Here is a 26610-nt window from a genome sequence, read left to right as displayed (position 1 = left end):
GAGGTGTCCGTATTGCGGCATTTGGAGAAGTTCATCTAGCCTGATCAAACGGACCCGGCACTGCTTGAACCCCCGAGCAGGCAGTGCCGGGCTCCATACTTGTCACGACTTGTCGCCTGCCCCGAGGGCAGACCCCGCATTGAGCAGCGAGTAGCGTGTTACCCATGGCTCCGACCTCCACTCCGCAGACCCCCTTCGGGCGGGTCCTCACCGCCATGGTCACGCCCTTCACGGCGGACGGCGCGCTCGACCTCGACGGCGCGCAGCGGCTCGCCACCCACCTGGTGGACGCAGGCAACGACGGCCTGGTCGTCAACGGCACCACCGGTGAGTCCCCGACCACCGGCGACGCGGAGAAAGCGGATCTCGTACGAGCCGTACTGGAAGCGGTCGGCGACCGCGCCCACGTCATCGCCGGCGTCGGCACCAACGACACCCACCACAGCGTCGAACTCGCCCGCACGGCCGAACGGACCGGCGCACACGGCCTGCTCGTCGTCACGCCGTATTACAACAAGCCCCCGCAGGAGGGCCTGTACCGCCACTTCACGACGGTCGCCGACGCCACCGAACTGCCGGTGATGCTCTACGACATCCCCGGCCGCAGCGGCGTCCCGATCGGCACCGAGACCCTGGTCAGACTCGCCGAGCACCCCAGGATCGTCGCCAACAAGGACGCCAAGGGCGACCTCGGCCGCGCCAGCTGGGCCATCGCCCGGACCGGCCTGGCCTGGTACTCGGGCGACGACATGCTCAACCTGCCGCTGCTCTCCGTGGGCGCGGTCGGCTTCGTCTCGGTCGTCGGCCATGTGGTCACACCCGAACTGCGCACCCTGGTGGAGGCCTACGTCTCCGGTGACGTCCAGAAGGCCACCGAGATCCACCAGAAGCTGCTCCCCGTCTACACCGGCATGTTCCGCACCCAGGGCGTCATGACCACCAAGGCCGCGCTCACCCTCCAGGGACTGCCCGCCGGACCGCTGCGCTCACCGATGGTCGAGTGCTCGCCCGAGGAGATCGCCCAGCTCAAGATCGATCTTGCCGCCGGCGGGGTACAGCTCTGACAACAGACTTCACAACTGAATACGCAGGACTTCGGTGCCTGCATCCCACCAATAACTGCATTTGCACGAACGTCATGCGCGCCACGTGCCCACCGGTACGTGGCGCGCATGGGTAGGAGAGTCTTTTGAGCCATCCGCATCCTGAACTCGCCCCTCCGTCGAAGCTCCCCGAAGGCGGCCTGCGGGTCACCCCACTCGGCGGCCTCGGGGAAATCGGCCGAAACATGACGGTCTTCGAATACGGCGGCCGTCTGCTGATCGTCGACTGCGGCGTGCTCTTCCCCGAGGAGGAGCAGCCCGGAATCGACCTGATCCTGCCGGACTTCACGTCCATCAGGGACCGTCTCGACGACATCGACGGCATCGTCCTCACGCACGGCCACGAGGACCACATCGGCGGAGTCCCGTACCTCCTTCGCGAGAAGGCGGACATCCCGCTGATCGGCTCCAAGCTGACCCTCGCCCTCATCGAGGCGAAGCTCCAGGAGCACCGCATCCGCCCGTACACGCTCGAGGTCGCCGAAGGGCACCGCGAGCGCATCGGCCCGTTCGACTGCGAGTTCGTCGCGGTCAACCACTCGATCCCGGACGCCCTCGCGGTCGCCATCCGCACCCCCGCGGGCATGGTCGTCCACACCGGCGACTTCAAGATGGACCAGTTGCCGCTGGACGGTCGTCTGACAGATCTACACGCGTTCGCACGGCTCAGCGAGGAGGGCATCGACCTGCTCCTCGCCGACTCGACGAACGCCGAGGTGCCGGGATTCGTCCCGCCCGAGCGGGACATCTCCAACGTCCTGCGGCAGGTCTTCGCAGGCGCACGCAAGCGCATCATCGTGGCGAGCTTCGCCAGCCACGTGCACCGCATCCAGCAGATCCTGGACACGGCACACGAGTACGGCCGCCGGGTCGCCTTCGTCGGCCGCTCGATGGTCCGGAACATGGGCATCGCACGGGACCTCGGGTATCTCAGGGTCCCGCCGGGCCTGGTGGTCGACGTCAAGACGCTCGACGACCTCCCGGACAGCGAGGTCGTCCTGGTCTGCACGGGCTCACAGGGCGAACCGATGGCTGCCCTGTCCCGGATGGCCAACCGCGACCACCAGATCCGCATCGTCGCGGGCGACACGGTGATCCTGGCGTCGTCGCTCATCCCGGGCAACGAGAACGCCGTCTACCGGGTGATCAACGGCCTCACCCGCTGGGGCGCCAACGTCATCCACAAGGGCAACGCCAAGGTCCACGTCTCCGGACACGCCTCGGCCGGCGAGCTGCTGTACTTCTACAACATCTGCAAGCCGAAGAACCTGATGCCGGTCCACGGCGAATGGCGCCACCTACGGGCCAACGCCGAACTGGGCGCCCTGACCGGCGTCCCGCACGACCGCATCGTCATCGCCGAGGACGGCGTGGTCGTCGACCTCATCGAGGGCAAGGCCAAGATCTCGGGCAAGGTCCAGGCCGGTTATGTGTACGTCGACGGCCTCTCGGTCGGCGATGTCGGCGAGCCCGCTCTCAAGGACCGCAGGATCCTGGGAGACGAGGGCATCATCTCCGTCTTCGTCGTCGTGGACTCCTCCACCGGCAAGATCACGGGCGGCCCGCACATCCAGGCCCGCGGCTCCGGCATCGAAGACTCCGCCTTCGTGGACGTGGTCCCGAGGATTACAGAAGTCCTGGAACGCTCGGCCCAGGACGGCGTGGTCGAGCCCCACCAGCTGCAGCAACTGGTCCGCCGCACGCTGGGCAAGTGGGTCTCGGACAACTACCGGCGCAGGCCGATGATCCTCCCGGTCGTGGTGGAGGTCTGACCGTCGTACGACCCCCTCGTACGCGTGAACCTGGAGCGGGCCGCCTCGATTTGCATCGAGGCGGCCCGCTCCAGTACGTTTACGGCTCCGCCTGAGGGGGAACCCGGACACTTCGCGTGTGCGGGAGCCACTCCCGGAGGGCCGGAAATTCCGACTCAGAACCTCTGATAAAGTCGGAGTCGCCGGAAAGGGAAACGCGGAAGCGGGAACCTGGAAAGCACCGAGGAAATCGGAACCGGAAACGGTCTGATAGAGTCGGAAACGCAAGACCGAAGGGAAGCCCGGAGGAAAGCCCGAGAGGGTGAGTACAAAGGAAGCGTCCGTTCCTTGAGAACTCAACAGCGTGCCAAAAATCAACGCCAGATATGTTGATACCCCGTCTCCAGCCGTCACGGTTGGGGCGAGGTTCCTTTGAAGAAAACATACAGCGAGGACGCTGTGAACGATCATCTTATTCCGGTGGTTGTTCCGCTCTCGTGTGTGTGCACCCGATTACGGGTAAACATTCACGGAGAGTTTGATCCTGGCTCAGGACGAACGCTGGCGGCGTGCTTAACACATGCAAGTCGAACGATGAACCACTTCGGTGGGGATTAGTGGCGAACGGGTGAGTAACACGTGGGCAATCTGCCCTGCACTCTGGGACAAGCCCTGGAAACGGGGTCTAATACCGGATGATACTCCCGCACTCATGTGTGGGTGTTGAAAGCTCCGGCGGTGCAGGATGAGCCCGCGGCCTATCAGCTTGTTGGTGAGGTAATGGCTCACCAAGGCGACGACGGGTAGCCGGCCTGAGAGGGCGACCGGCCACACTGGGACTGAGACACGGCCCAGACTCCTACGGGAGGCAGCAGTGGGGAATATTGCACAATGGGCGAAAGCCTGATGCAGCGACGCCGCGTGAGGGATGACGGCCTTCGGGTTGTAAACCTCTTTCAGCAGGGAAGAAGCGCAAGTGACGGTACCTGCAGAAGAAGCGCCGGCTAACTACGTGCCAGCAGCCGCGGTAATACGTAGGGCGCAAGCGTTGTCCGGAATTATTGGGCGTAAAGAGCTCGTAGGCGGCTTGTCACGTCGGGTGTGAAAGCCCGGGGCTTAACCCCGGGTCTGCATTCGATACGGGCTAGCTAGAGTGTGGTAGGGGAGATCGGAATTCCTGGTGTAGCGGTGAAATGCGCAGATATCAGGAGGAACACCGGTGGCGAAGGCGGATCTCTGGGCCATTACTGACGCTGAGGAGCGAAAGCGTGGGGAGCGAACAGGATTAGATACCCTGGTAGTCCACGCCGTAAACGGTGGGAACTAGGTGTTGGCGACATTCCACGTCGTCGGTGCCGCAGCTAACGCATTAAGTTCCCCGCCTGGGGAGTACGGCCGCAAGGCTAAAACTCAAAGGAATTGACGGGGGCCCGCACAAGCAGCGGAGCATGTGGCTTAATTCGACGCAACGCGAAGAACCTTACCAAGGCTTGACATACACCGGAAAGCATTAGAGATAGTGCCCCCCTTGTGGTCGGTGTACAGGTGGTGCATGGCTGTCGTCAGCTCGTGTCGTGAGATGTTGGGTTAAGTCCCGCAACGAGCGCAACCCTTGTCCTGTGTTGCCAGCGTGCCCTTCGGGGTGACGGGGACTCACAGGAGACCGCCGGGGTCAACTCGGAGGAAGGTGGGGACGACGTCAAGTCATCATGCCCCTTATGTCTTGGGCTGCACACGTGCTACAATGGCCGGTACAATGAGCTGCGATACCGTGAGGTGGAGCGAATCTCAAAAAGCCGGTCTCAGTTCGGATTGGGGTCTGCAACTCGACCCCATGAAGTCGGAGTTGCTAGTAATCGCAGATCAGCATTGCTGCGGTGAATACGTTCCCGGGCCTTGTACACACCGCCCGTCACGTCACGAAAGTCGGTAACACCCGAAGCCGGTGGCCCAACCCCCTTGTGGGGAGGGAGCTGTCGAAGGTGGGACTGGCGATTGGGACGAAGTCGTAACAAGGTAGCCGTACCGGAAGGTGCGGCTGGATCACCTCCTTTCTAAGGAGCATCTAGGCCGCCAGACATGGTCTGGTGGTCCAGGGCCATTACGTCGGCGCATGTCCGACGGTGGTTGCTCAAGGGTGGAACGTTGATTATTCGGCACTCGTGACTGTCTTCTCCTTCCAGTACTGCTCTTCGGGGCGTGGAACGTCGAGGGAAGCAGCAGGAGTGCCGGGCACGCTGTTGGGTGTCTGAAGGTACGGCCGTGAGGCCGCCTTCAGTGCCGACCCCAGTGAACTTGTCCGTGAGGGCGGGGTGATGGGTGGTTGGTCGTTGTTTGAGAACTGCACAGTGGACGCGAGCATCTGTGGCCAAGTTTTTAAGGGCGCACGGTGGATGCCTTGGCACCAGGAACCGATGAAGGACGTGGGAGGCCACGATAGTCCCCGGGGAGTCGTCAACCAGGCTTTGATCCGGGGGTTTCCGAATGGGGAAACCCGGCAGTCGTCATGGGCTGTCACCCACTGCTGAACACATAGGCAGTGTGGAGGGAACGCGGGGAAGTGAAACATCTCAGTACCCGCAGGAAGAGAAAACAACCGTGATTCCGGGAGTAGTGGCGAGCGAAACCGGATGAGGCCAAACCGTATGCGTGTGAGACCCGGCAGGGGTTGCGTATACGGGGTTGTGGGATCTCTCTTCTGTCGTCTGCCGGCGACAGGACGAGTCAGAAACCGTTGATGTAGGCGAAGGACATGCGAAAGGTCCGGCGTAGAGGGTAAGACCCCCGTAGCCGAAACGTCAACGGCTCGTTTGAGAGACACCCAAGTAGCACGGGGCCCGAGAAATCCCGTGTGAATCTGGCGGGACCACCCGCTAAGCCTAAATATTCCCTGGTGACCGATAGCGGATAGTACCGTGAGGGAATGGTGAAAAGTACCGCGGGAGCGGAGTGAAATAGTACCTGAAACCGTGTGCCTACAAGCCGTGGGAGCGTCGCGCATCGAGTTTACTCGGTGCGTCGTGACTGCGTGCCTTTTGAAGAATGAGCCTGCGAGTTTGCGGTGTGTTGCGAGGTTAACCCGTGTGGGGAAGCCGTAGCGAAAGCGAGTCCGAACAGGGCGGTATAGTAGCGCGCTCAAGACCCGAAGCGGAGTGATCTAGCCATGGGCAGGTTGAAGCGGCTGTAAGAGGTCGTGGAGGACCGAACCCACCAGGGTTGAAAACCTGGGGGATGACCTGTGGTTAGGGGTGAAAGGCCAATCAAACTCCGTGATAGCTGGTTCTCCCCGAAATGCATTTAGGTGCAGCGTCGTGTGTTTCTTGCCGGAGGTAGAGCACTGGATAGGCGATGGGCCCTACCGGGTTACTGACCTTAGCCAAACTCCGAATGCCGGTAAGTGAGAGCGCGGCAGTGAGACTGTGGGGGATAAGCTCCATGGTCGAGAGGGAAACAGCCCAGAGCATCGACTAAGGCCCCTAAGCGTACGCTAAGTGGGAAAGGATGTGGAGTCGCAGAGACAACCAGGAGGTTGGCTTAGAAGCAGCCACCCTTGAAAGAGTGCGTAATAGCTCACTGGTCTAGTGATTCCGCGCCGACAATGTAGCGGGGCTCAAGCGTACCGCCGAAGTCGTGTCATTCCAGCAATAGCCCCAACGGGTGCTGGGATGGGTAGGGGAGCGTCGTGTGCCGGGTGAAGCCGCAGCGGAAGCTAGTGGTGGACGGTTCACGAGTGAGAATGCAGGCATGAGTAGCGATACACACGTGAGAAACGTGTGCGCCGATTGACTAAGGGTTCCTGGGTCAAGCTGATCTGCCCAGGGTAAGTCGGGACCTAAGGCGAGGCCGACAGGCGTAGTCGATGGATAACCGGTTGATATTCCGGTACCCGCTGTGAAGCGTCAAACATCGAGCCCGTTGATGCTAAGGCCGTGAAGCCGTTCCGGACCCTTCGGGGAAGGGAAAGTGGTGGAGCCGCCGGCCCAAGACGGTAGTAGGTGAGTGATGGGGTGACGCAGGAAGGTAGTCCAGCCCGGGCGGTGGTTGTCCCGGGGTAAGGGTGTAGGACGAACGGCAGGCAAATCCGCCGTTCACATAGTCTGAGACCTGATGCCGAGCCGATTGTGGTGAAGTGGATGATCCTATGCTGTCGAGAAAAGCCTCTAGCGAGTTTCATGGCGGCCCGTACCCTAAACCGACTCAGGTGGTCAGGTAGAGAATACCGAGGCGTTCGGGTGAACTATGGTTAAGGAACTCGGCAAAATGCCCCCGTAACTTCGGGAGAAGGGGGGCCATCACCGGTGAGAGGACGTGCTCCTTGAGCTGGGGGTGGCCGCAGAGACCAGCGAGAAGCGACTGTTTACTAAAAACACAGGTCCGTGCGAAGCCGTAAGGCGATGTATACGGACTGACGCCTGCCCGGTGCTGGAACGTTAAGGGGACCGGTTAGTCCGACTTCGGTTGGGCGAAGCTGAGAACTTAAGCGCCAGTAAACGGCGGTGGTAACTATAACCATCCTAAGGTAGCGAAATTCCTTGTCGGGTAAGTTCCGACCTGCACGAATGGCGTAACGACTTCTCGACTGTCTCAACCATAGGCCCGGTGAAATTGCACTACGAGTAAAGATGCTCGTTTCGCGCAGCAGGACGGAAAGACCCCGGGACCTTTACTACAGTTTGATATTGGTGTTCGGTTCGGCTTGTGTAGGATAGCTGGGAGACTGTGAAGCTTGGACGCCAGTTCAGGTGGAGTCGTCGTTGAAATACCAGTCTGGTCGTGCTGGATGTCTAACCTGGGTCCGTGATCCGGATCAGGGACAGTGTCTGATGGGTAGTTTAACTGGGGCGGTTGCCTCCTAAAGAGTAACGGAGGCGCCCAAAGGTTCCCTCAGCCTGGTTGGCAATCAGGTGTTGAGTGTAAGTGCACAAGGGAGCTTGACTGTGAGACCGACGGGTCGAGCAGGGACGAAAGTCGGGACTAGTGATCCGGCGGTGGCTTGTGGAAGCGCCGTCGCTCAACGGATAAAAGGTACCCCGGGGATAACAGGCTGATCTTCCCCAAGAGTCCATATCGACGGGATGGTTTGGCACCTCGATGTCGGCTCGTCGCATCCTGGGGCTGGAGTCGGTCCCAAGGGTTGGGCTGTTCGCCCATTAAAGCGGTACGCGAGCTGGGTTTAGAACGTCGTGAGACAGTTCGGTCCCTATCCGCTGCGCGCGCAGGAACATTGAGAAGGGCTGTCCCTAGTACGAGAGGACCGGGACGGACGAACCTCTGGTGTGCCAGTTGTTCTGCCAAGGGCATGGCTGGTTGGCTACGTTCGGGAGGGATAACCGCTGAAAGCATCTAAGCGGGAAGCCTGCTTCGAGATGAGTGTTCCCACCCACTAGATGGGTTAAGGCTCCCAGTAGACGACTGGGTTGATAGGCCGGATCTGGAAGGCGGGTAACCGCTGGAGGTGACCGGTACTAATAGGCCGAGGGCTTGTCCTCAGTTGCTCGCGTCCACTGTGTTGGTTCTGAAACCACGAACAACCCCATGCCCATGGTCACGGGTGTGGTGCGGTTGATGTGTTTCATAGTGTTTCGGTGGTCATAGCGTGAGGGAAACGCCCGGTTACATTCCGAACCCGGAAGCTAAGCCTTACAGCGCCGATGGTACTGCAGGGGGGACCCTGTGGGAGAGTAGGACGCCGCCGAACAAATATTGAGAGGGTTGGATCCTGAACTTCGGTTCGGGGTCCAACCTTTTTTTGTTGGGCGTCACTTGAAGTTCACATTGCGCAATCACCATCCGAGCATGGGTACTGCTGCAATGCTCAGGGCCGCAGGCGTCGGACTCGGTGACGAGGTCGTCGTGCCGGCGTTCGGGAACGTGGAAGTCGCCGAGGCCGTCACTCTCGCGGGTGGCCTGCCGGTGTTCGCCGACATAGATCCGGTGACCTACTGCCTCGATGCGTCCGCTGTCGAAGCGGCCGTAACTCCGCGTACGGCGGCGATAGTTGTCGTACATCGATTCGGTCGGTCGGCTGATATGGCGCGGCTGCTCGGGGTTGGGCAGCGGCATGGGCTGCTGGTGTTGCAGCAGGGGGAGTCCGAGGCGCCGTACGACGAGGTGGCTCAGCGGCGGGAGCGGGCCTCCTACCTTGATGCGAAGTTGCGTGGGGTGCGGACGCCCGATGGTGGGGACGGGCACACCTACCAGCAGTACATCGTGCGGGTGCCGGGGAACGGGCGGCCGGATCGCGATGCCTTCGCTCGCGCCGTGCGGGGCAGGGGAGTTGAGTGCCGGGTGCCGGTGAAGACACCTGTGCACCGGCTGCCGGAGTTCCGGCGGTGTGTGGCGCTGCCGGAGACCGAGCGGGCCGCGGACGAGACGCTCGCGCTGCCGGTCGACGCGTCGTTGACGAAGCGGGAGATGCAGCGGATCGTTTCTGCGTGCAACGCGCTCGGGGGACTGCTGCAGCCCGCTTTCTGACCGAGTCGGGGTCGGGTGGCGGTGGTTGGGCGCACGGGCCTGTTCGGGGTATGATTCTTTTCGTCGCCGCGAGGGAAGCCTCGGGAAAGCGACAGGCCCTCTTAGCTCAGTCGGTAGAGCGTCTCCATGGTAAGGAGAAGGTCAACGGTTCGATTCCGTTAGAGGGCTCCATTAACTGAAAGGCCCCGCCCAATTGGGCGGGGCCTTTTGCGTGTTCGGGTGTCAGTCCTTCTGGAGGCCCGGGACCCGCATGGCGAGGATGGCCATGTCGTCGGACGGGGCGTCCGACGCGAAGCGTTCGACCGCGCGCATGATGCGGGCCGCGACTGCTCCGGCCGTGAGGCCCGTACAGGTTGTGAGGACGTCAGTGAGGCCGTCGTCGCCCAGCATGCGGGTGCCTTCGCGGCGTTCGGTGACGCCGTCCGTGACGCACAGGAGGACGTCGCCCGGGTCGAGGGTGACCGTCTGCTCGTAGAGCTCCAGGTCGTCCATGACGCCGAGGAGGGGCTGCGGTTCGGCGGCCGGTTCGACCGTGCCGTCCTGGCGCAGGCGGAGCGGGAGGGGGTGGCCGGCGCAGACCACCTTCAGCTTGGCGCTGCCGTCCTCCTGGGGCCACAACTCGCCGTAGAGGAGTGTCAGGAATCGGCTGCGGGCGCCCTCGTCGAGGATCGCGGAGTTGAGGCGCTCCAGGACCGCGGGGCCGCCGAAGCCCTCTCTGGCGAGCAGGCGGAGGGCGTGGCGGGCCAGGCCGGTGACCGCGGCTGCCTCGGGTCCTGTGCCGCAGACGTCGCCGATAGCGAAGCCGTAGACGCCGTCGCGGATGGGGAAGAGGTCGTAGAAGTCGCCGCCCACTTCGTTGCCCTCGCCTGCCGCGCGATAGATGACCTCGACCTCGACGCCCTCGATGTGGGGGAGGTCGGGGGGCAGGAGGCTGCGCTGGAGGGACTGGCTGATGGCCGTGCGCTCCGAGTACAGGCGGGCGTTGTCGAGGGCGAGGGCGGCACGGCGGCTCAAGTCCTCGGCCAGTTCCAGAATTTCCTGGCGGAAGTGTTCGTCCGTGGGCTTGCCCAGGGTCAGCATGCCGATGACGCGGTTGCGGGCGACCAGGGGGAGGACCACCGTCTCGCCGCCGACTGCCGAGGCCGTAGCGAGAGTTGGGCCGATGCCCGAGCTGACGCGGCGGGTCGGTTCGCCTAGGCCGAGGCTGCGCATGGAGGTGCGTAGGGCCGCCTGGTGGGCGGCCTCGGCGGGGGCGGCCCAGACGCGGGCGCCGGGGGTGGGTACCGGGTCCGGAGGGGCGATCTTCGAGAGCAAGGACTTGATGCCGTCGATGAGTTCCTCGTCCTCGTGCAGGACGTACGAGAGGTACGGGTCGGAGGCCTGGTCGGCGATCGTGTAGACCGCGCACCAGGTGGCGAGGGTCGGGACGGTCATCTGGGCCATGAGGGCGAGGGTTTGATCGCGGTCCAGGGTGCCGGCGAGGAGGTCGGAGGCCTCGACCAGGAAGCTGAGTGAGCCGCGGCGCAGGCGTTCGAGTTCGCCCAGGCGGGCCGACTCGACCGCCAACGCGATGCGGTCGGCGGCGAATTGGAGGCGAAGGGCTTCTTCGTTCGAGTATTTGTTGGGGCCTTCGGCGGCGACTCCCAGGGAGCCGGTGAGGCGGCCCTCGACCTTGAGGGGGACGGTGACGACCGAGCGCATTCCGGTGCCGCTGAGGAGCGGTACGGCGCCCGGGACGGCCTGGAGGTCCTCGTGGACGGCCGGCATGCGGGCGGAGCCGTAGCGGCCGGGGCCCGCCTCGACAGGCACGCGCGCGAAGCGTTGGCGGGCGGAGGGCAGGCCGGTGGAGGCGCGGACCTCCAACTCCGTTTCGTCGTCCGTCGCGAGGAGGAGGAAGGCGGAGTCCCCGTCGAGCATGTCGCGGGCGCGTTCGACCGTGCGCTGGAGGAGGCCGTCGAGGTCGTCCGGCGCGGGGGAGCCGATGAACACTTCGAAGGGGTCGGTGTTCTGGCCGTCCGGGGTGGACGCCGCGTCGGGGGCGGGGCCCCGCAACGGGGTCTGCAGAACCGCGCGTTCGTGGTCCCTTACCAGGAGGCACACGGTTGACGGCTCGCCGCCGGTGTCGCGGACGCGGAGGTGGGAGGCGTACACCGGGTTCACGCGGCCGTCGGCGCCGCGGATGCCGTAACTGCCCTCCCAGCGGGAGAGACGCAGTGCCTCGGCGATGCCGGTGCTGGTGCCCGGGGTGTGCGGCCAGGCCGCGAGGTCGGTCAGGGGCTTGCCGGTGACCTGCTCGGCGGCGTAGCCGAAGAGTTCCTCGGCGTCCTCGTTCCAGGACGCGATGGAGCCCGTACGGTCGATCTGGACGACCGCGACGCGGACCCTGCCGTCGGCGAGCGGGAGCAGGGCGGCCGGCAGGGACGGGCCGGCCGCGCGGGTGCCCACCGGGCGGGCGGGGAGGTCGAGTTGGAACCAGACCAGCTTCTGTGTGGGGGTGTAGTCGACGCCCCAGCGGCTGGCGAGGGCCGCGCACAGCTGGAGGCCGCGTCCGCCCTCGCGGTCGGGGCTGCTCATGGTGATCGCGGCCCCCTGGAGGGGGATTTCGCGTTCCGGATAGTGGTCGGCGACCTCGATCCGCACACCGTCGTCACTCCGTAGGCACAGAACATCCGCAGCCGTGCCCGCGTGGACCACGGCGTTGGTCACCAGTTCGCTGGTGAGGACCACGGCGTCGTCGACGATGTCGGCGAAGCCCCAGCCCTGCAGGGTGTCGCGGACGAAGGACCGCGCGGTGGCGACCGATCGTCCGACGGGCTCGAAGCTGGCTGCCGCGCGCGCGGTGATCACAGAACTCCTCGGCCTGTTGTCGGCGGGCAGGGGCCCATGGCCGATCGGCGCCTGCCGGGGCAACGGCTGGTTCCCGGTCGGCGGGGGATCCTGGGGCGTTCCTCCAGGATGCAGTCCGGTGGTCATGGTGCGGTGCCCCTCCGATGCCTGCCCGCTCGTGCTCGTGCCACCGCCCAGGCCGGACGGAACCGGCGCGGCTGGACAGCCGCATGCAAGGTTACTTACCTTCACCGTCCATACGGATGCCGGTCCGCCGTGTTTCCGTCCTCAGGGTGTGCGGACCGTGTGCGAAGCTGCCGAACTGTTATGGCCTGGTTCAGGCAGGGTGAAACACTGGGCAGGATTCTGGTGAAGGTCCGGGCAGGCCGGGTGTCTTCTGTGTACTGCGGGCAGCAGGCCTTGTTGAAGGCCGGTAAACAGGGCAGAGATACGCGGCAGTGACTGATACGCCGAGCAGCAGTACCCAGCACAGCACTAGCAGTAACGGTCGACCCCTGCGGGAGGGACACAGTGGAGTCTGGCGCAGCGACGCGGGCCACCAAGACGCGCGCGAAAGGCGGACAGTCCCTGAAGAACCAGCGCAAACCGCGCAATGGGACCACGGAAGTGGACGCGGCCTCCTTGGACCGGCTGCTGACCGCTCTGGTCGCCATGCGGGACGGGAACTTCCGCAAGCGGCTCACGGTGTCCGGCGACGGCGTGATGTCGGAGATCGCCGCCGTGTTCAACGAGGTGGCCGACCGCAATCTGCACCTCACGGGTGAGCTGTCGCGGGTACGGCGCATGGTCGGCCGTGAGGGAAAGCTCACGGAGCGGCTGGAGACGGGCGCCTGCGAGGGTTCCTGGGCCTCGGCCATCGATGCCTCCAACGCCCTCGTTGACGACCTCGTACGGCCCGTCTCCGAGGTCGGACGGGTGCTCTCCGCGGTGGCGGAGGGTGATCTGTCGCCACGCATGGAGCTGCGGACACAGGCGCAGGACGACGGGAACGGGCATCCGCTGCGCGGTGAGTTCCTGAAGGTCGGGCGGACCGTCAACAATCTGGTCGACCAGCTGTCGACGTTCACCGACGAGGTCACACGCGTGGCCAGCGAGGTGGGCACCGAGGGCAAGCTCGGCGGGCAGGCACGCGTGCGTGGCATGTCCGGCTCCTGGAAGGACCTCACGGAGTCCGTCAACACGATGGCGTACCGGCTGACGGCCCAGGTGCGGGACATCGCGCTGGTGACCACGGCGGTCGCGAAGGGCGACCTGTCGCGGAAGGTCACCGTTCATGTCGCCGGCGAGATGCTGGAACTGAAGAACACCGTCAACACGATGGTGGACCAGCTGTCGTCGTTCTCCTCCGAGGTGACCCGAGTCGCCCGCGAGGTGGGCACCGAGGGCGAACTCGGCGGCCAGGCGCAGGTGCCGGGTGTGGCCGGGGTGTGGAAAGACCTCACCGACTCGGTGAACATCATGGCCGGCAACCTGACGGCCCAGGTCCGCGGGATCGCCCAGGTGACGACGGCTGTCGCCAACGGTGACCTGTCGCAGAAGGTGACCGTGTCGGCGCGGGGCGAGGTCGCCCAGCTCGCCGAGACGATCAACCAGATGACCGAGACGCTGCGCACCTTCGCCGACGAGGTCACGCGTGTGGCCAACGAGGTCGGTGCCGAGGGGCAGCTCGGCGGGCAGGCGAACGTGCCGGGTGCGGCGGGGACGTGGAAGGACCTCACCGATTCGGTGAACACGGTGTTCCGGAACCTGACGATCCAGGTGCGGGACATCGCCGCCGTGACGACCGCGGTGGCCAGCGGTGACCTGTCCCAGAAGGTCACCGTGAACGTCGCCGGCGAGATGCTGGAGCTGAAGAACACCGTCAACGGGATGGTCGATCAACTGTCCTCGTTCGGCGCCGAGGTCACGCGCGTGGCGCGCGAGATCGGTGTCGAGGGTGAACTGGGCGGCCAGGCGCAGGTGCCGGGCGCGGCGGGTACATGGAAGGACTTGACCGACTCGGTCAACACTGCATTCCGCAACCTCACCGGCCAGGTGCGCAACATCGCCCAGGTGACGACGGCCGTGGCCAACGGAGACCTCTCCCAGAAGGTCACCGTCGATGTGTCCGGCGAGATGCTTCAGTTGAAGAACACCGTCAACACGATGGTCGACCAACTGTCGTCGTTCGCCGACCAGGTGACCCGGATGGCCCGGGACGTGGGCACCGAGGGCCGGCTCGGCGGGCAGGCGCGCGTGGACGGCGTCTCGGGCACCTGGAAGGAACTCACCGACTCCGTCAACTCGATGGCCGGGAACCTGACCTCCCAGGTGCGCAACATCGCCCAGGTGACGACGGCGGTGGCCCAGGGCGACCTGTCTCAGAAGATCGACGTGGACGCGCGCGGCGAGATCCTGGAGCTGAAGAACACCATCAACACGATGGTCGATCAACTGTCCGCGTTCGCCGACCAGGTGACCCGGGTGGCCCGCGAGGTGGGTACGGAGGGCCGGCTCGGCGGGCAGGCGCAGGTGCCGGGTGTCGCCGGTGTGTGGCGCGACCTGACCGACTCCGTGAACGGCATGGCCGGCAACCTCACCGCTCAGGTGCGCAACATCGCGCAGGTCGCGACGGCGGTGGCCCGGGGTGACCTGTCCCAGAAGATCACCGTGGACGCGCGCGGCGAGATCCTGGAGCTGAAGAACACCCTGAACACGATGGTCGACCAGCTGTCCTCGTTCGCCGAGGAGGTCACGCGAGTGGCCCGCGAGGTGGGCACCGAGGGCCAGTTGGGCGGTCAGGCCGAGGTGCAGGGCGTCTCCGGCACCTGGAAGGACCTCACGCAGTCGGTGAACTTCATGGCGAACAACCTGACCATTCAGGTGCGCCAGATCGCCGAGGTCACGACCGCCGTCGCCAAGGGCGACCTGTCCAAGAAGATCACTGTTGACGCGAAGGGCGAGATCCTTGAGCTCGTCACGACGGTCAACACCATGGTTGATCAACTCTCGTCGTTCGCCGAGCAGGTGACCCGCGTGGCCCGCGAGGTGGGCACCGAAGGGATTCTGGGCGGCCAGGCGCATGTGCCGGGCATCACGGGCATCTGGAAGGACCTCAGCGGCAACGTCAACCTGATGGCCAACAACCTGACCATGCAGGTGCGGAACATCTCCCAGGTCGCGGCGGCCGTCGCCAACGGCGACCTGACCCGGACGGTGACGATCGAGGCGCGCGGCGAGGTCCAGCAGCTCGCCGACACCTTCAACACCATGGTGAAGACGCTGAGTTCGTTCGCCGACCAGGTCACCAAGGTGGCCCGTGAGGTGGGCACCGACGGCATCCTGGGCGGCCAGGCGCATGTCCCGGGTGTGGCGGGCACCTGGAAGGACCTCACCGACTCGGTGAACGGCATGGCGTCCAACCTGACCGGTCAGGTGCGCAACATCGCGATGGTCACCACGGCCATCGCCAAGGGCGACTTGACCAAGAAGATCGACATTGACGCCCGCGGCGAGATCCTGGAACTCAAGACGACGATCAACACCATGGTTGATCAGCTGTCCAGTTTCGCCGAGGAGGTGACCCGGGTGGCCCGCGAGGTGGGCACCGAGGGCCAGCTCGGCGGTCAGGCACGCGTGCGTGACGTCGACGGCACCTGGCGCGACCTCACCGAGTCGGTGAACGAGATGGCCGGGAACCTGACCCGGCAGGTGCGTGCCATCGCGCGCGTGGCGACCGCGGTGACCCGGGGCGACCTGAACCTGAAGATCGACGTGGACGCGTCCGGCGAGATCCAGGAACTCCAGGACTACATCAACAAGATGATCGCCAACCTGCGCGACACCACGATCGCCAACAAGGAGCAGGACTGGCTCAAGGGCAACCTCGCCCGCATCTCCGCACTGATGCAGGGCCGCCGCGACCTGGACGACGTCGCCTCGCTGATCATGAGCGAGCTGACGCCGGTGGTCTCCGCGCAGCACGGGGCGTTCTTCCTCGCGCTGCCCCTGGCGGACGCCGAGGGCGAGGAGGCGTACGAACTGCGCATGCTCGGGTCCTACGGCTACTCGATGGGCTCCATGCCGACGTCGTTCAGGCCCGGTGAGGCGCTGATCGGGACGGCAGCCCAGGAGCGGCGCACGATCCTCGTGGAGAACGCGCCCAGCGGCTATCTGAAGATCTCCTCGGGGCTCGGGGAGGCGCCGCCCGCACAGGTGATCGTGCTGCCGGTGCTGTTCGAGGGAAAGGTGCTCGGCGTCATCGAACTGGCCTCCTTCACGCCCTTCACGCAGATCCAGAAGGACTTCCTCAACCAGATCGCCGAGATGATCGCGACCAGCGTCAACACCATCTCCGTCAACACCAAGACGGAGCTGCTGCTGAAGCAGTCCCAGGAGCTGACCGAGCAACTCCAGGAGCGGTCGGCCGAGTTGGAGAACCGGCAGAAGGCACTCCAGTCGTCCAACGCCGAACTGGAGGAAAAGGCCGAGCTGCTGGCCCAGCAGAACCGGGACATCGAGGTGAAGAACACCGAGATCGAAGAGGCCCGGCAGGTCCTGGAGGAGCGCGCCGAGCAGCTCGCCGTGTCGATGCGCTACAAGAGCGAGTTCCTCGCCAACATGTCGCATGAGCTGCGCACACCGCTCAACTCGCTCCTCATCCTGGCCAAGTTGCTCGCCGACAACGCGGAGGGGAACCTCTCCCCGAAGCAGGTCGAGTTCGCCGAGACGATCCACGGCGCGGGGTCCGACCTGCTTCAGCTGATCAACGACATCCTGGACCTGTCGAAGGTCGAGGCGGGCAAGATGGACGTCTCCCCGACGCGCATCGCGCTCGTCCAACTCGTCGACTACGTAGAGGCCACTTTCCGCCCGCTGACCGCGGAGAAGGGCCTCGACCTGTCCGTCCGGGTGTCGCCGGAACTGCCCGCCACGCTCCACACCGACGAGCAGCGGCTGCTCCAGGTGCTGCGCAACCTGCTGTCCAACGCGGTGAAGTTCACCGACTCCGGGGCGGTCGAACTGGTCATCCGGCCGGCCGGCGCGGATGTGCCGGTGGCCATCAGGGAGCAGCTCCTGGAGGCCGGTTCGCTGCGGGACGCGGACGCCGACCTGATCGCGTTCTCGGTGACCGACACCGGCATCGGGATCGCAGGCAGCAAGATGCGGGTCATCTTCGAGGCGTTCAAGCAGGCGGACGGCACGACCAGCCGCAAGTACGGCGGTACGGGCCTCGGGCTGTCCATCTCCCGCGAGATCGCGCAGCTGCTCGGCGGTGAGATCTTCGCGCAGAGCGAACCGGGTCGCGGTTCGACGTTCACGCTGTATTTGCCGCTGCACCCGAGTGAACTGCCCCCGCAGGGCTACCAGCAGCTGCCCGCGCTGGAGGCGGGTGACCTCGTGGCGTCCTCCGCCGCGGAGCTCGCCGAGCTGTCGGAGCGGAGCGAGGTGGACATCGAGACGCCGGCCGAGGTGAAGTCGTACCACGAGACGCAGAACGGTGCCGCCGCGCTCTTCAGGAGGCGTCGTAGGGCGATTGAGCGGTCCGCGCCGCAGCTGGGGCAGACGGTGCGTGACCAGTGGGCCGCCGAGGAGGCGGCGTCGGCGTCACGCCGGGGCATCCGGTTCAACGGGGAGAAGGTGCTGATCGTCGACGACGACATCCGCAACGTCTTCGCGCTGACGAGCGTCCTGGAGCAGCACGGGCTGTCCGTGCTGTACGCGGAGAACGGCCGTGAGGGCATCGAAGTCCTGGAGCAGCACGACGATGTGACGGTCGTTCTGATGGACATCATGATGCCCGAGATGGACGGATACGCGACGACGACCGCGATCCGCAGGATGCCGCAGTTCGCCGGGCTTCCGATCATCGCGCTGACCGCGAAGGCGATGAAGGGCGACCGGGAGAAGGCGATCGAGTCCGGCGCCTCGGACTACGTCACCAAGCCGGTCGATCCCGATCACCTGCTGTCGGTGATGGAGCAGTGGATGCGTCCGGAGTGAGGGAAACGACCGAGCCTGACGGGAAAGCGGTGGGAACGGTGCGGGGAACGTCCGGTGTGCGCGCGGAGTTGCTGACTCAGTGTGTCCGCAGCCGTGTAGAAGCACGGGATTCGGGGAACCTTCTGGTCTCCCGCTACGTTTCTGCTTCGTGCACAGTGACATCGCGGTGACAGGGTGTGGCGACAGGCGGGGTGCGGCTACCATGACCGGCACAAGGACGGGCGGCGCAAGAGAGCCGTCCTCTGGGGCGGCGCCCGGTGCACATCCGGGGCGAGGAGGGCGGGCCATGGTGCAGAAGGCCAAGATCCTTCTGGTCGATGACCGGCCGGAGAATCTGCTTGCGCTGGAGGCCATCCTCTCTGCGCTCGATCAGACACTGGTTCGGGCATCGTCCGGGGAGGAAGCGCTCAAAGCACTGCTCACGGACGACTTCGCGGTCATTCTGCTGGACGTCCAGATGCCGGGCATGGACGGTTTCGAAACCGCCGCGCACATCAAGCGACGGGAGCGGACCCGGGACATCCCGATCATCTTCCTCACCGCGATCAACCACGGCCCGCACCACACCTTCCGGGGTTACGCGGCGGGCGCGGTCGACTACATCTCCAAGCCGTTCGACCCGTGGGTGCTGCGCGCGAAGGTCTCGGTCTTCGTCGAGCTGTACATGAAGAACTGCCAACTGCGGGAGCAGGCGGCCCTGTTGCGGCTCCAGCTGGAGGGCGGCGGCAAGCCCGCGGTCGGCGCGGCCAAGGAACCGGCCGGACTGCTCGCCGAGCTGTCGGCGCGGCTCGCGGCCGTCGAGGAGCAGGCCGAGGCGCTGTCCAAGCAGCTCGACGACGAGTCGGCGGACGCGGCGGCCGTGGCCACCGCGGCCCATCTCGAACGCAAACTCACCGGGCTGCGCAGGGCACTCGACGCCCTGGAGCCGGGCACCGGCACCGGAGCGCCTTCGCTCCCGTCACAGAACTGACGTCCGCCGCGGGCGCAGTTGTGCGTGAGCGCGCGTCAGTTCCCCGTCCCGTACGGGCGACACGAACGGGTGAAGCAGTGGGCACACGTGTCCCCTGCGCTCTCCACAGGTAACCTCACACCTATGGCCTCACGTCCCTCCGCAGCCAAGAAGCAGCCCGCCAAGAGGGCTGCTCCGGCGAAGGCTCCGGCGAAGAAGGCCGCCGCGAAAAGGGCGCCGGCGAAGAAGGCGGTCGCCAAGAAGACCGCCCGTCCGGCGCCCAAGCCCGCGCCCAGCCCCACCGGTGGCATCGTCAAACTCGTGCGCGCCATCTGGCTCGGCACCGCGCACGCCGTCGGCGCCGTGTTCCGCGGCATAGGGCAGGGCGCGAAGAACCTCGACCCCGCGCATCGCAAGGACGGCGTCGCGCTGCTCCTGTTCGGCTTCGCCCTGATCGTCGCTGCAGGCACCTGGGCCGACCTGCGCGGCCCGGTCGGCGACCTCGTCGAGATCCTGGTGACGGGCGCCTTCGGCCGCCTCGACCTGCTCGTGCCGATACTGCTCGCGGTGATCGCCGTGCGCTTCATCCGGCACCCGGAGAAGCCCGAGGCCAACGGCCGGATCGTGATCGGTCTGTCAGCGCTCGTCATCGGCGTCCTCGGCCAGGTCCACATCGCCTGCGGCGCGCCCGCCCGTAGCGACGGCATGCAGGCGATAAGGGACGCCGGCGGCCTCATCGGCTGGGGTGTGGCGACCCCGCTGACCTACACCATGGGCGAGGTGCTCGCCGTACCCCTGCTCGTGCTGCTCACGATCTTCGGGCTGCTGGTCGTCACGGCCACACCCGTCAACGCCATCCCGCAGCGCCTGCGGCTGCTCGGGGTGAAGCTGGGCATCGTCCACGATCCGGAGGACGAGGAGGAGTTCGGCGAGGACGACGAGCGCTACGACGAGCAGTGGCGCGAGGCGCTGCCCGCGCGCTCCCGCAAGCGCGGGAGCGACCCCGAGGTGTACGACCCCGACAGCGCAGAGCAGGAGGCCCTCACCAGGCGCCGGAGCCGCCCCAGGCGCTCCGCGGTGCCCCAGCCCGAGATGCACCGCCCCATGGACGCCGTGGACGTCGCAGCGGCCGCCGCAGCGGCCCTCGACGGGGCTGTCCTGCACGGTATGCCGCCCTCGCCGATCGTCGCCGACCTCACCCAGGGCGTACGGGTGGGAGGCGACCGCGAGGACACCACCCCGACGCCCGTCCCGGCCCCCGCCGCGCGCCCCAAGCAGGAGAAGCTCAAGGCCGAGGTCATGGACCTCACGAAGGCGGCCCCGGAGGAGGTCCGGGACCTCCCGCCGCGCGCCGAGCAGCTCCAGCTCTCCGGCGACATCACGTACTCGCTGCCCTCGCTCGACCTCCTCACACGCGGGGGCCCCGGCAAGGCGCGCAGCGCCGCGAACGACGCCGTGGTCGCCTCCCTGACGAACGTCTTCTCCGAGTTCAAGGTCGACGCCGCGGTCACCGGCTTCACGCGCGGGCCCACGGTCACCCGCTACGAGGTGGAGCTCGGCCCCGCCGTCAAGGTCGAGCGGATCACCGCCCTCACCAAGAACATCGCCTACGCCGTCGCCAGCCCCGATGTGCGGATCATCAGCCCGATCCCCGGCAAGTCCGCGGTCGGCATCGAGATCCCGAACACGGACCGGGAGATGGTCAACGTAGGAGACGTCCTGCGCCTCGCGGACGCGGCCGAGGACGATCACCCGATGCTCGTGGCGCTCGGCAAGGACGTCGAGGGCGGCTACGTCATGGCCAACATGGCGAAGATGCCGCACATCCTGGTGGCCGGCGCCACCGGCTCCGGCAAGTCGTCCTGCATCAACTGTCTGATCACGTCGATCATGTGCCGCGCGACCCCCGAGGACGTCCGCATGGTCCTCGTCGACCCCAAGCGCGTCGAACTGACCGCCTACGAGGGCATCCCGCACCTGATCACGCCTATCATCACCAACCCGAAGCGGGCCGCCGAGGCGCTCCAGTGGGTCGTACGCGAGATGGACCTCAGGTATGACGACCTCGCGGCCTTCGGGTACCGGCACATCGACGACTTCAACCAGGCGATCCGCGACGGCAAACTGAAGACCCCGGAGGGCAGCGAGCGGGAGCTCAAGACCTATCCGTACCTCCTAGTGATCGTCGACGAGCTGGCCGACCTGATGATGGTCGCCCCGAGGGACGTCGAGGACTCGATCGTGCGCATCACGCAGCTCGCGCGCGCGGCCGGCATCCACCTGGTGCTCGCGACGCAGCGCCCCTCCGTGGACGTCGTCACCGGTCTGATCAAGGCGAACGTGCCCTCCAGGCTCGCGTTCGCCACCTCCTCGCTCGCCGACTCCCGGGTCATCCTCGACCAGCCCGGCGCGGAGAAGCTGATCGGCAAGGGCGACGGGCTTTACCTGCCGATGGGTCAGAACAAGCCCACCCGTATGCAGGGCGCCTTCGTCACCGAGGACGAGATCCACGCCGTCGTGCAGCACTGCAAGGACCAGATGACCCCCGTCTTCCGGGAGGACGTCACCGTCGGCACCAAGCAGAAGAAGGAGATCGACGAGGACATCGGCGACGACCTCGACCTGCTGTGCCAGGCGGCCGAGCTGGTCGTGTCCACGCAGTTCGGGTCCACCTCGATGCTCCAGCGCAAGCTGCGCGTCGGCTTCGCCAAGGCCGGGCGGCTCATGGACCTCATGGAGTCCCGGGGCATAGTCGGGCCCAGCGAGGGGTCCAAGGCGCGTGACGTTCTTGTGAAGGGTGACGAGCTGGACGGCGTGCTCGCGGTGATCCGCGGGGAGTCTGAAGGCTAGGAGCGGGTAGGCGGTTCCCGAAGGGGTGCGACCGGCCGTGACTCACCCGTTAGAGATGGTCGGGCAACCGTTTCCCTTTGCCGTACGTCAAGCTGAGCGAGAGGACAGATGGGGTTCCCACCATGGGGTCCGTGTCTGGCCCGCCATCGGCCTGTCCGGCCATACCGATGGCGTACAAAGTCCCACCGCCCGGTTGCCCCACCCTTTCATACCCCCCCTAGACTGAACCTCCAGCACAGGCGGCTACACGCTCGAAAGGCGCCCCCGTGTCCATCGGCAACTCCCCTCAAGACGAGCCTCCGTTCGAAGACGGTCGCTCCGAAGACGGTCATGAGGAAGCAGCCCGCCCTTCCGTCGGCCGAGCCCTGCAACAGGCACGTATCGCCGCCGGGCTGACCGTCGACGACGTCAGCAGTGTCACCCGGGTCCGCATCGCCATCGTGCACGCCATCGAGGCCGACGACTTCACGCCCTGCGGCGGTGACGTCTACGCGCGCGGGCACATCCGGACCCTCGCCAAGGCCGTCCACATCGATCCCGCCCCGCTCCTCGCGCGCTACGACGACGATCACGGCGGACGTCCGGCCCCGACGCCGGCGGCACCTCTCTTCGAGGCGGAACGTATCCGTCCGGAGCGGCGCGGGCCCAACTGGACCGCCGCCATGGTCGCCGCGATCGTCGCGGTGGTCGGCTTCGTCGGATTCACCGCCTTCAAGGGCGGCGACAGCGACAGCGACGCCAAGTCGCAGGTCGCCCAGGGAGCCTCGCCCAGCGCCAGCAAACCCGCCAAGCCGACACCCTCGAACACCGACTCCGCCACCCCCAAGTCCGACCCCTCCGACAGCGCTATCGCCGCCGCTCCGCAGGACAAGGTGACGGTCCAGGTGACCGCGGTCGACGGCCGCAGCTGGATCTCCGCCAAGGACCACAACGGCCGGATGCTCTTCGACGGACTCCTCAAGAAGGGCGAGTCCAAGACCTTCCAGGACAGCTCGAAGGTCAACCTGATCCTCGGCGACGCCGGTGCGATCCAGCTCTACGTCAACGGCAAGAAGATCGAGGACGACTTCCAGCCCGGAGCGGTGGAGCGCCTCACCTACACGAAGGGCGACCCCGAGGTCGGATGAGCGGACCGGCAATCGGTCCCACGGGGTGACTGTTCAAGGGGTTGGCCAAGATCGGCCAACCCCTTCGACGTGGGGTGTCAGTGGGACGAAGTAGTCTTGAGCCCATGCCTGAACGCCGTACCGTCGCACTCGTCACTCTTGGCTGCGCCCGTAACGAGGTGGACTCGGAGGAGCTCGCAGGCCGCTTGGAGGCGGACGGCTGGCAACTCGTGGAGGACGCCGAGGACGCGGACGTCGCCGTCGTCAACACCTGTGGCTTCGTCGAGGCCGCCAAGAAGGACTCCGTCGACGCCCTCCTGGAAGCCAACGACCTCAAGGGGCATGGCAGAACGCAGGCCGTCGTGGCGGTGGGCTGCATGGCCGAGCGGTACGGCAAGGAACTCGCCGAGGTGCTCCCCGAAGCCGATGGAGTGCTCGGCTTCGACGACTACGCCGACATCTCCGACCGCCTGCAGACCATCCTGAACGGCGGCATCCACGCCTCGCACACCCCGCGCGACCGCCGCAAGCTGCTGCCGATCAGCCCCGCCGAGCGGCAGGAGTCCGCCGCCGACGTCGCGCTGCCCGGCCACGGCCCGGTCGACCTCCCGGACGGCCTCGCGCCCGCCTCGGGCCCGCGCGCGCCCCTGCGCCGCCGCCTGGACGGCTCCCCGGTCGCCTCCGTGAAGCTGGCCTCCGGCTGCGACCGGCGCTGCTCCTTCTGCGCCATCCCGTCCTTCCGCGGCTCCTTCATCTCCCGCCGCCCCAGCGACGTGCTCAACGAGACGCGCTGGCTGGCCGAGCAGGGCGTCAAGGAGATCATGCTGGTCTCCGAGAACAACACGTCCTACGGCAAGGACCTGGGCGACATCCGCCTCCTGGAGTCGCTGCTGCCCGAACTGGCGGACATCGAGGGCCTGGAGCGAGTGCGCGTCAGCTACCTCCAGCCGGCCGAGATGCGCCCCGGGCTCATCGACGTGCTGACCTCGACACCGAAGATCGCGCCCTACTTCGACCTGTCCTTCCAGCACTCCGCGCCCGACGTGCTGCGCGCCATGCGCCGCTTCGGCGACACCGACCGCTTCCTCGAACTGCTCGACACCATCCGCTCCAAGGCCCCCCAGGCCGGCGTGCGCTCGAACTTCATCGTCGGCTTCCCCGGCGAGACCGAGGCCGACCTCGCCGAGCTGGAGCGCTTCCTGAACGGCGCCCGCCTGGACGCCATCGGCGTCTTCGGCTACTCCGACGAGGAGGGCACGGAGGCGGCGACGTACGACAAGAAGCTCGACCAGGACGTCGTGGACGCGCGGCTCGCGCACATCTCGCGGCTGGCCGAGGAACTCGTCTCGCAGCGCGCCGAGGAGCGTGTCGGCGAGACCGTGCACGTGCTGGTGGAGTCGGTGGACTCCGAGGACGGCGCCTACGGCCGCGGCGAGCACCAGGCGCCGGAGACGGACGGCCAGGTGCTCCTCACGAGCGGCGAAGGCCTGAGCGTCGGCCGTATGGTCGAGGCGAAGGTGGTCGGTACGGAAGGTGTCGACCTGGTGGCCGAGCCGCTCCTGGGCTCGCTCGCGTGTAGTGAGGAGGCGGGCAGATGACCGGAGTCCCGGCATCGGCGGCGGGCGGCACCTCCAGCGCGAACGGCGCGCCCGCGAGCGCGGGTTCCGGTGCGGCCTCCGGTGGCGCCCCTTCCGGCGCGATGTCGGGCAGTGATTCTGCTGATACCGCGTCCAGCGCCTCCGGTGTGCCCGGTGGCCCCAAGCCGGCGCGTGGCGCGAAGGTCGTCGCCGCCGCCGTCAACCAGGCGAGCGTCTGGAACATCGCCAACTTCCTGACCATGCTCCGGCTGCTGCTCGTCCCCGGCTTCGTCGCGCTGATGCTGGCCGACGGCGGATATGACCCGGCGATGCGGTCGTTCGCCTGGGCGGCGTTCGCGATCGCCATGATCACCGACCTGTTCGACGGCCATCTGGCGCGCACGTACGACCTCGTCACCGACTTCGGGAAGATCGCCGACCCCATCGCCGACAAGGCGATCATGGGCGCGGCGCTGATCTGTCTGTCCTCGCTCGGTGATCTGCCGTGGTGGGTGACCGTCGTCATCCTCGGCAGGGAACTCGGGATCACGCTGCTGCGTTTTCTTGTCATCCGGTATGGCGTCATCCCCGCGTCGCGCGGCGGCAAGCTGAAGACGCTTACGCAGGGCGTGGCCGTAGGCATGTATGTGCTGGCGCTCACGGGATGGCTGGCCACCCTGAGGTTCTGGGTGATGGCCGCGGCGGTCGTTCTGACCGTGCTGACCGGACTCGACTATGTGAGACAGGCCATTGTGCTGCGCAGGCAGGGAATCGCCGAGCGCATGGCGGCGTCGGAGGAGACGGAAGCGTGAGTTCCACGGCCACTGAAGTGGTGCGACTACTGAACGTGAGCGGTGCGACGCTCGCTGTCGCCGAGTCGCTCACCGGTGGTCTGGTTGCGGCGGAGATCACATCGGTGCCCGGAGCCTCCAAGGCCTTCCGCGGTTCGGTCACCGCCTACGCCACCGAGCTGAAGCACCAACTGCTCGGTGTCGACGCCGCCCTGCTGGCCGAGCACGGGGCCGTAGACGCGCAGGTCGCGGCCCAGATGGCGGTCGGCGTACGGAAGGCGTTGGGCGCCGACTGGGGCATTGCGACGACCGGCGTGGCGGGCCCGGAGCCGCAGGACGGGCAGCCCGTGGGCACCGTTTTCGTGGCCGTGGACGGGCCCTTTGGTCCGGATTCGGATGCCGCCGGTGGCGGGAAAGTGGCCGCACTGCGGTTGAACGGCGGCCGGGCGGAAATTCGTATGGAGAGTGTACGGAGCGTACTCGCGCTGCTTCTGGAGCGGCTCGTGAGCGAACAGACCGGGAATGAGCGGGCACAGGATACGGAACAGAACGGGGGGTTTTGATGTTTGCAGCCCTGAGTGAACACGACATCGCTCCCCGCACGGCCGCGGCGCAAGGCGGTACGGTGGGGCGAGAAGGATGCGGCTACGCGGTCCGAGGAGGGAGCCACCGATGATTCTGCTCCGTCGCCTGCTGGGTGACGTGCTGCGTCGGCAGCGCCAGCGCCAGGGCCGTACTCTGCGCGAAGTCTCCTCGTCCGCCCGAGTCTCACTCGGCTATCTCTCCGAGGTGGAGCGGGGGCAGAAGGAGGCTTCCTCTGAACTGCTCTCCGCCATCTGCGACGCGTTGGACGTACGGATGTCCGAGCTCATGCGGGAAGTGAGCGACGAGCTCGCTCTCGCCGAGTTGGCCCAGTCTGCTGCGGCCACCGATTCCGTGCCCACGTCGGTACGCCCGATGCTGGGTTCCGTGTCGGTGACCGGTGTGCCACCGGAACGGGTGACCATCAAGGCCCCCGCCGAGGCGGTGGACGTGGTCGCCGCGTGAGGCTCACGCTGGTGTAGACCGATGGGACGCCGACCGGCGTCGAGAATGTGTGCGAGCCCCGACCGGGGCTTCTCCGGGGAGACCTGGGGAGGAACGGTCGGGGTTTTTCGCGTTACGGCGCCTTCTGCGGCCG

At 66.3% G+C, this 26610-nt stretch carries 12 protein-coding genes, 1 tRNA gene and 3 rRNA genes; 15 read left to right on the top strand and 1 reads right to left on the bottom strand.

Features of this window, described 5'->3' with window-relative positions:
• The first annotated feature begins 164 nt into the window (after positions 1–164).
• From dapA to OH768_RS14785, 7 genes are all read left to right on the top strand, one after another.
• A complete protein-coding gene (gene dapA, locus OH768_RS14815; protein WP_406453789.1) occupies positions 165–1064 on the top strand; it encodes a 4-hydroxy-tetrahydrodipicolinate synthase in 900 nt (299 codons plus the stop codon).
• A 125-nt stretch (positions 1065–1189) separates the two neighbouring features.
• The gene (locus tag OH768_RS14810; protein ID WP_406453787.1) at positions 1190–2875 is read left to right on the top strand and encodes a ribonuclease J; all 1686 of its coding nucleotides are present in this window, start codon (positions 1190–1192) and stop codon (positions 2873–2875) included.
• Positions 2876–3380: 505 nt separating this feature from the next.
• A 16S ribosomal RNA gene (locus tag OH768_RS14805) occupies positions 3381–4908 on the top strand.
• A gap of 312 nt (positions 4909–5220) precedes the next feature.
• Positions 5221–8343 (top strand): 23S ribosomal RNA (locus tag OH768_RS14800).
• A gap of 92 nt (positions 8344–8435) precedes the next feature.
• Positions 8436–8552, top strand: a 5S ribosomal RNA gene (rrf, locus tag OH768_RS14795).
• Together the 16S, 23S and 5S rRNA genes form the textbook arrangement of a ribosomal RNA operon.
• 113 nt (positions 8553–8665) lie before the next feature.
• Complete coding sequence (locus OH768_RS14790; protein ID WP_406465271.1) at positions 8666–9328, top strand: DegT/DnrJ/EryC1/StrS family aminotransferase; 663 nt, start codon at positions 8666–8668, stop codon at positions 9326–9328.
• A gap of 95 nt (positions 9329–9423) precedes the next feature.
• Positions 9424–9499 (top strand) — tRNA-Thr (locus OH768_RS14785).
• A 51-nt stretch (positions 9500–9550) separates the two neighbouring features.
• Here OH768_RS14785 and OH768_RS14780 read toward each other — a convergent pair.
• Positions 9551–12301 carry a SpoIIE family protein phosphatase gene (locus OH768_RS14780; RefSeq protein ID WP_406453785.1) on the bottom strand — a complete coding sequence of 917 codons (2751 nt, stop codon included), beginning with the start codon at positions 12299–12301 and terminating at the stop codon, positions 9551–9553.
• A gap of 384 nt (positions 12302–12685) precedes the next feature.
• On the opposite strand from OH768_RS14780, the gene OH768_RS14775 reads away from it, so the two are divergent.
• The 8 genes from OH768_RS14775 to OH768_RS14740 all read left to right on the top strand — a co-directional run bounded on the left by OH768_RS14775 (position 12686) and on the right by OH768_RS14740 (position 26477).
• Complete coding sequence (locus OH768_RS14775; RefSeq protein ID WP_406453783.1) at positions 12686–18157, top strand: HAMP domain-containing protein; 5472 nt, start codon at positions 12686–12688, stop codon at positions 18155–18157.
• A 286-nt stretch (positions 18158–18443) separates the two neighbouring features.
• Positions 18444–19127 (top strand): two-component system response regulator, encoded by a 684-nt coding sequence (locus OH768_RS14770; protein WP_200714639.1) that lies wholly within the window; start codon positions 18444–18446, stop codon positions 19125–19127.
• A gap of 123 nt (positions 19128–19250) precedes the next feature.
• Positions 19251–21956: a DNA translocase FtsK gene (locus OH768_RS14765; RefSeq protein ID WP_406453781.1), complete on the top strand. Its 2706-nt coding sequence runs from the start codon at positions 19251–19253 to the stop codon at positions 21954–21956.
• Between the two features lie 266 nt (positions 21957–22222).
• A complete protein-coding gene (locus OH768_RS14760; RefSeq protein WP_406453779.1) occupies positions 22223–23083 on the top strand; it encodes a helix-turn-helix domain-containing protein in 861 nt (286 codons plus the stop codon).
• Positions 23084–23187: 104 nt separating this feature from the next.
• Complete coding sequence (gene rimO / locus OH768_RS14755) at positions 23188–24660, top strand: 30S ribosomal protein S12 methylthiotransferase RimO (RefSeq protein ID WP_406453777.1); 1473 nt, start codon at positions 23188–23190, stop codon at positions 24658–24660.
• The gene (pgsA, locus tag OH768_RS14750; RefSeq protein WP_406453775.1) at positions 24657–25451 is read left to right on the top strand and encodes a CDP-diacylglycerol--glycerol-3-phosphate 3-phosphatidyltransferase; all 795 of its coding nucleotides are present in this window, start codon (positions 24657–24659) and stop codon (positions 25449–25451) included. Before rimO ends, pgsA begins: the two co-directional genes overlap by 4 nt.
• Positions 25448–25993 (top strand): CinA family protein, encoded by a 546-nt coding sequence (locus OH768_RS14745; RefSeq protein WP_406453773.1) that lies wholly within the window; start codon positions 25448–25450, stop codon positions 25991–25993. Before pgsA ends, OH768_RS14745 begins: the two co-directional genes overlap by 4 nt.
• Positions 25994–26102: 109 nt before the next feature.
• Complete coding sequence (locus OH768_RS14740) at positions 26103–26477, top strand: helix-turn-helix domain-containing protein (RefSeq protein ID WP_019075583.1); 375 nt, start codon at positions 26103–26105, stop codon at positions 26475–26477.
• Positions 26478–26610 lie beyond the last annotated feature (133 nt).

The sequence above is a fragment of the Streptomyces sp. NBC_01622 genome (genome assembly GCF_045209635.1).
Taxonomy (GTDB): Bacteria; Actinomycetota; Actinomycetes; order Streptomycetales; family Streptomycetaceae; genus Streptomyces.
This window is presented reverse-complemented; position numbering and strand designations above follow the sequence as displayed.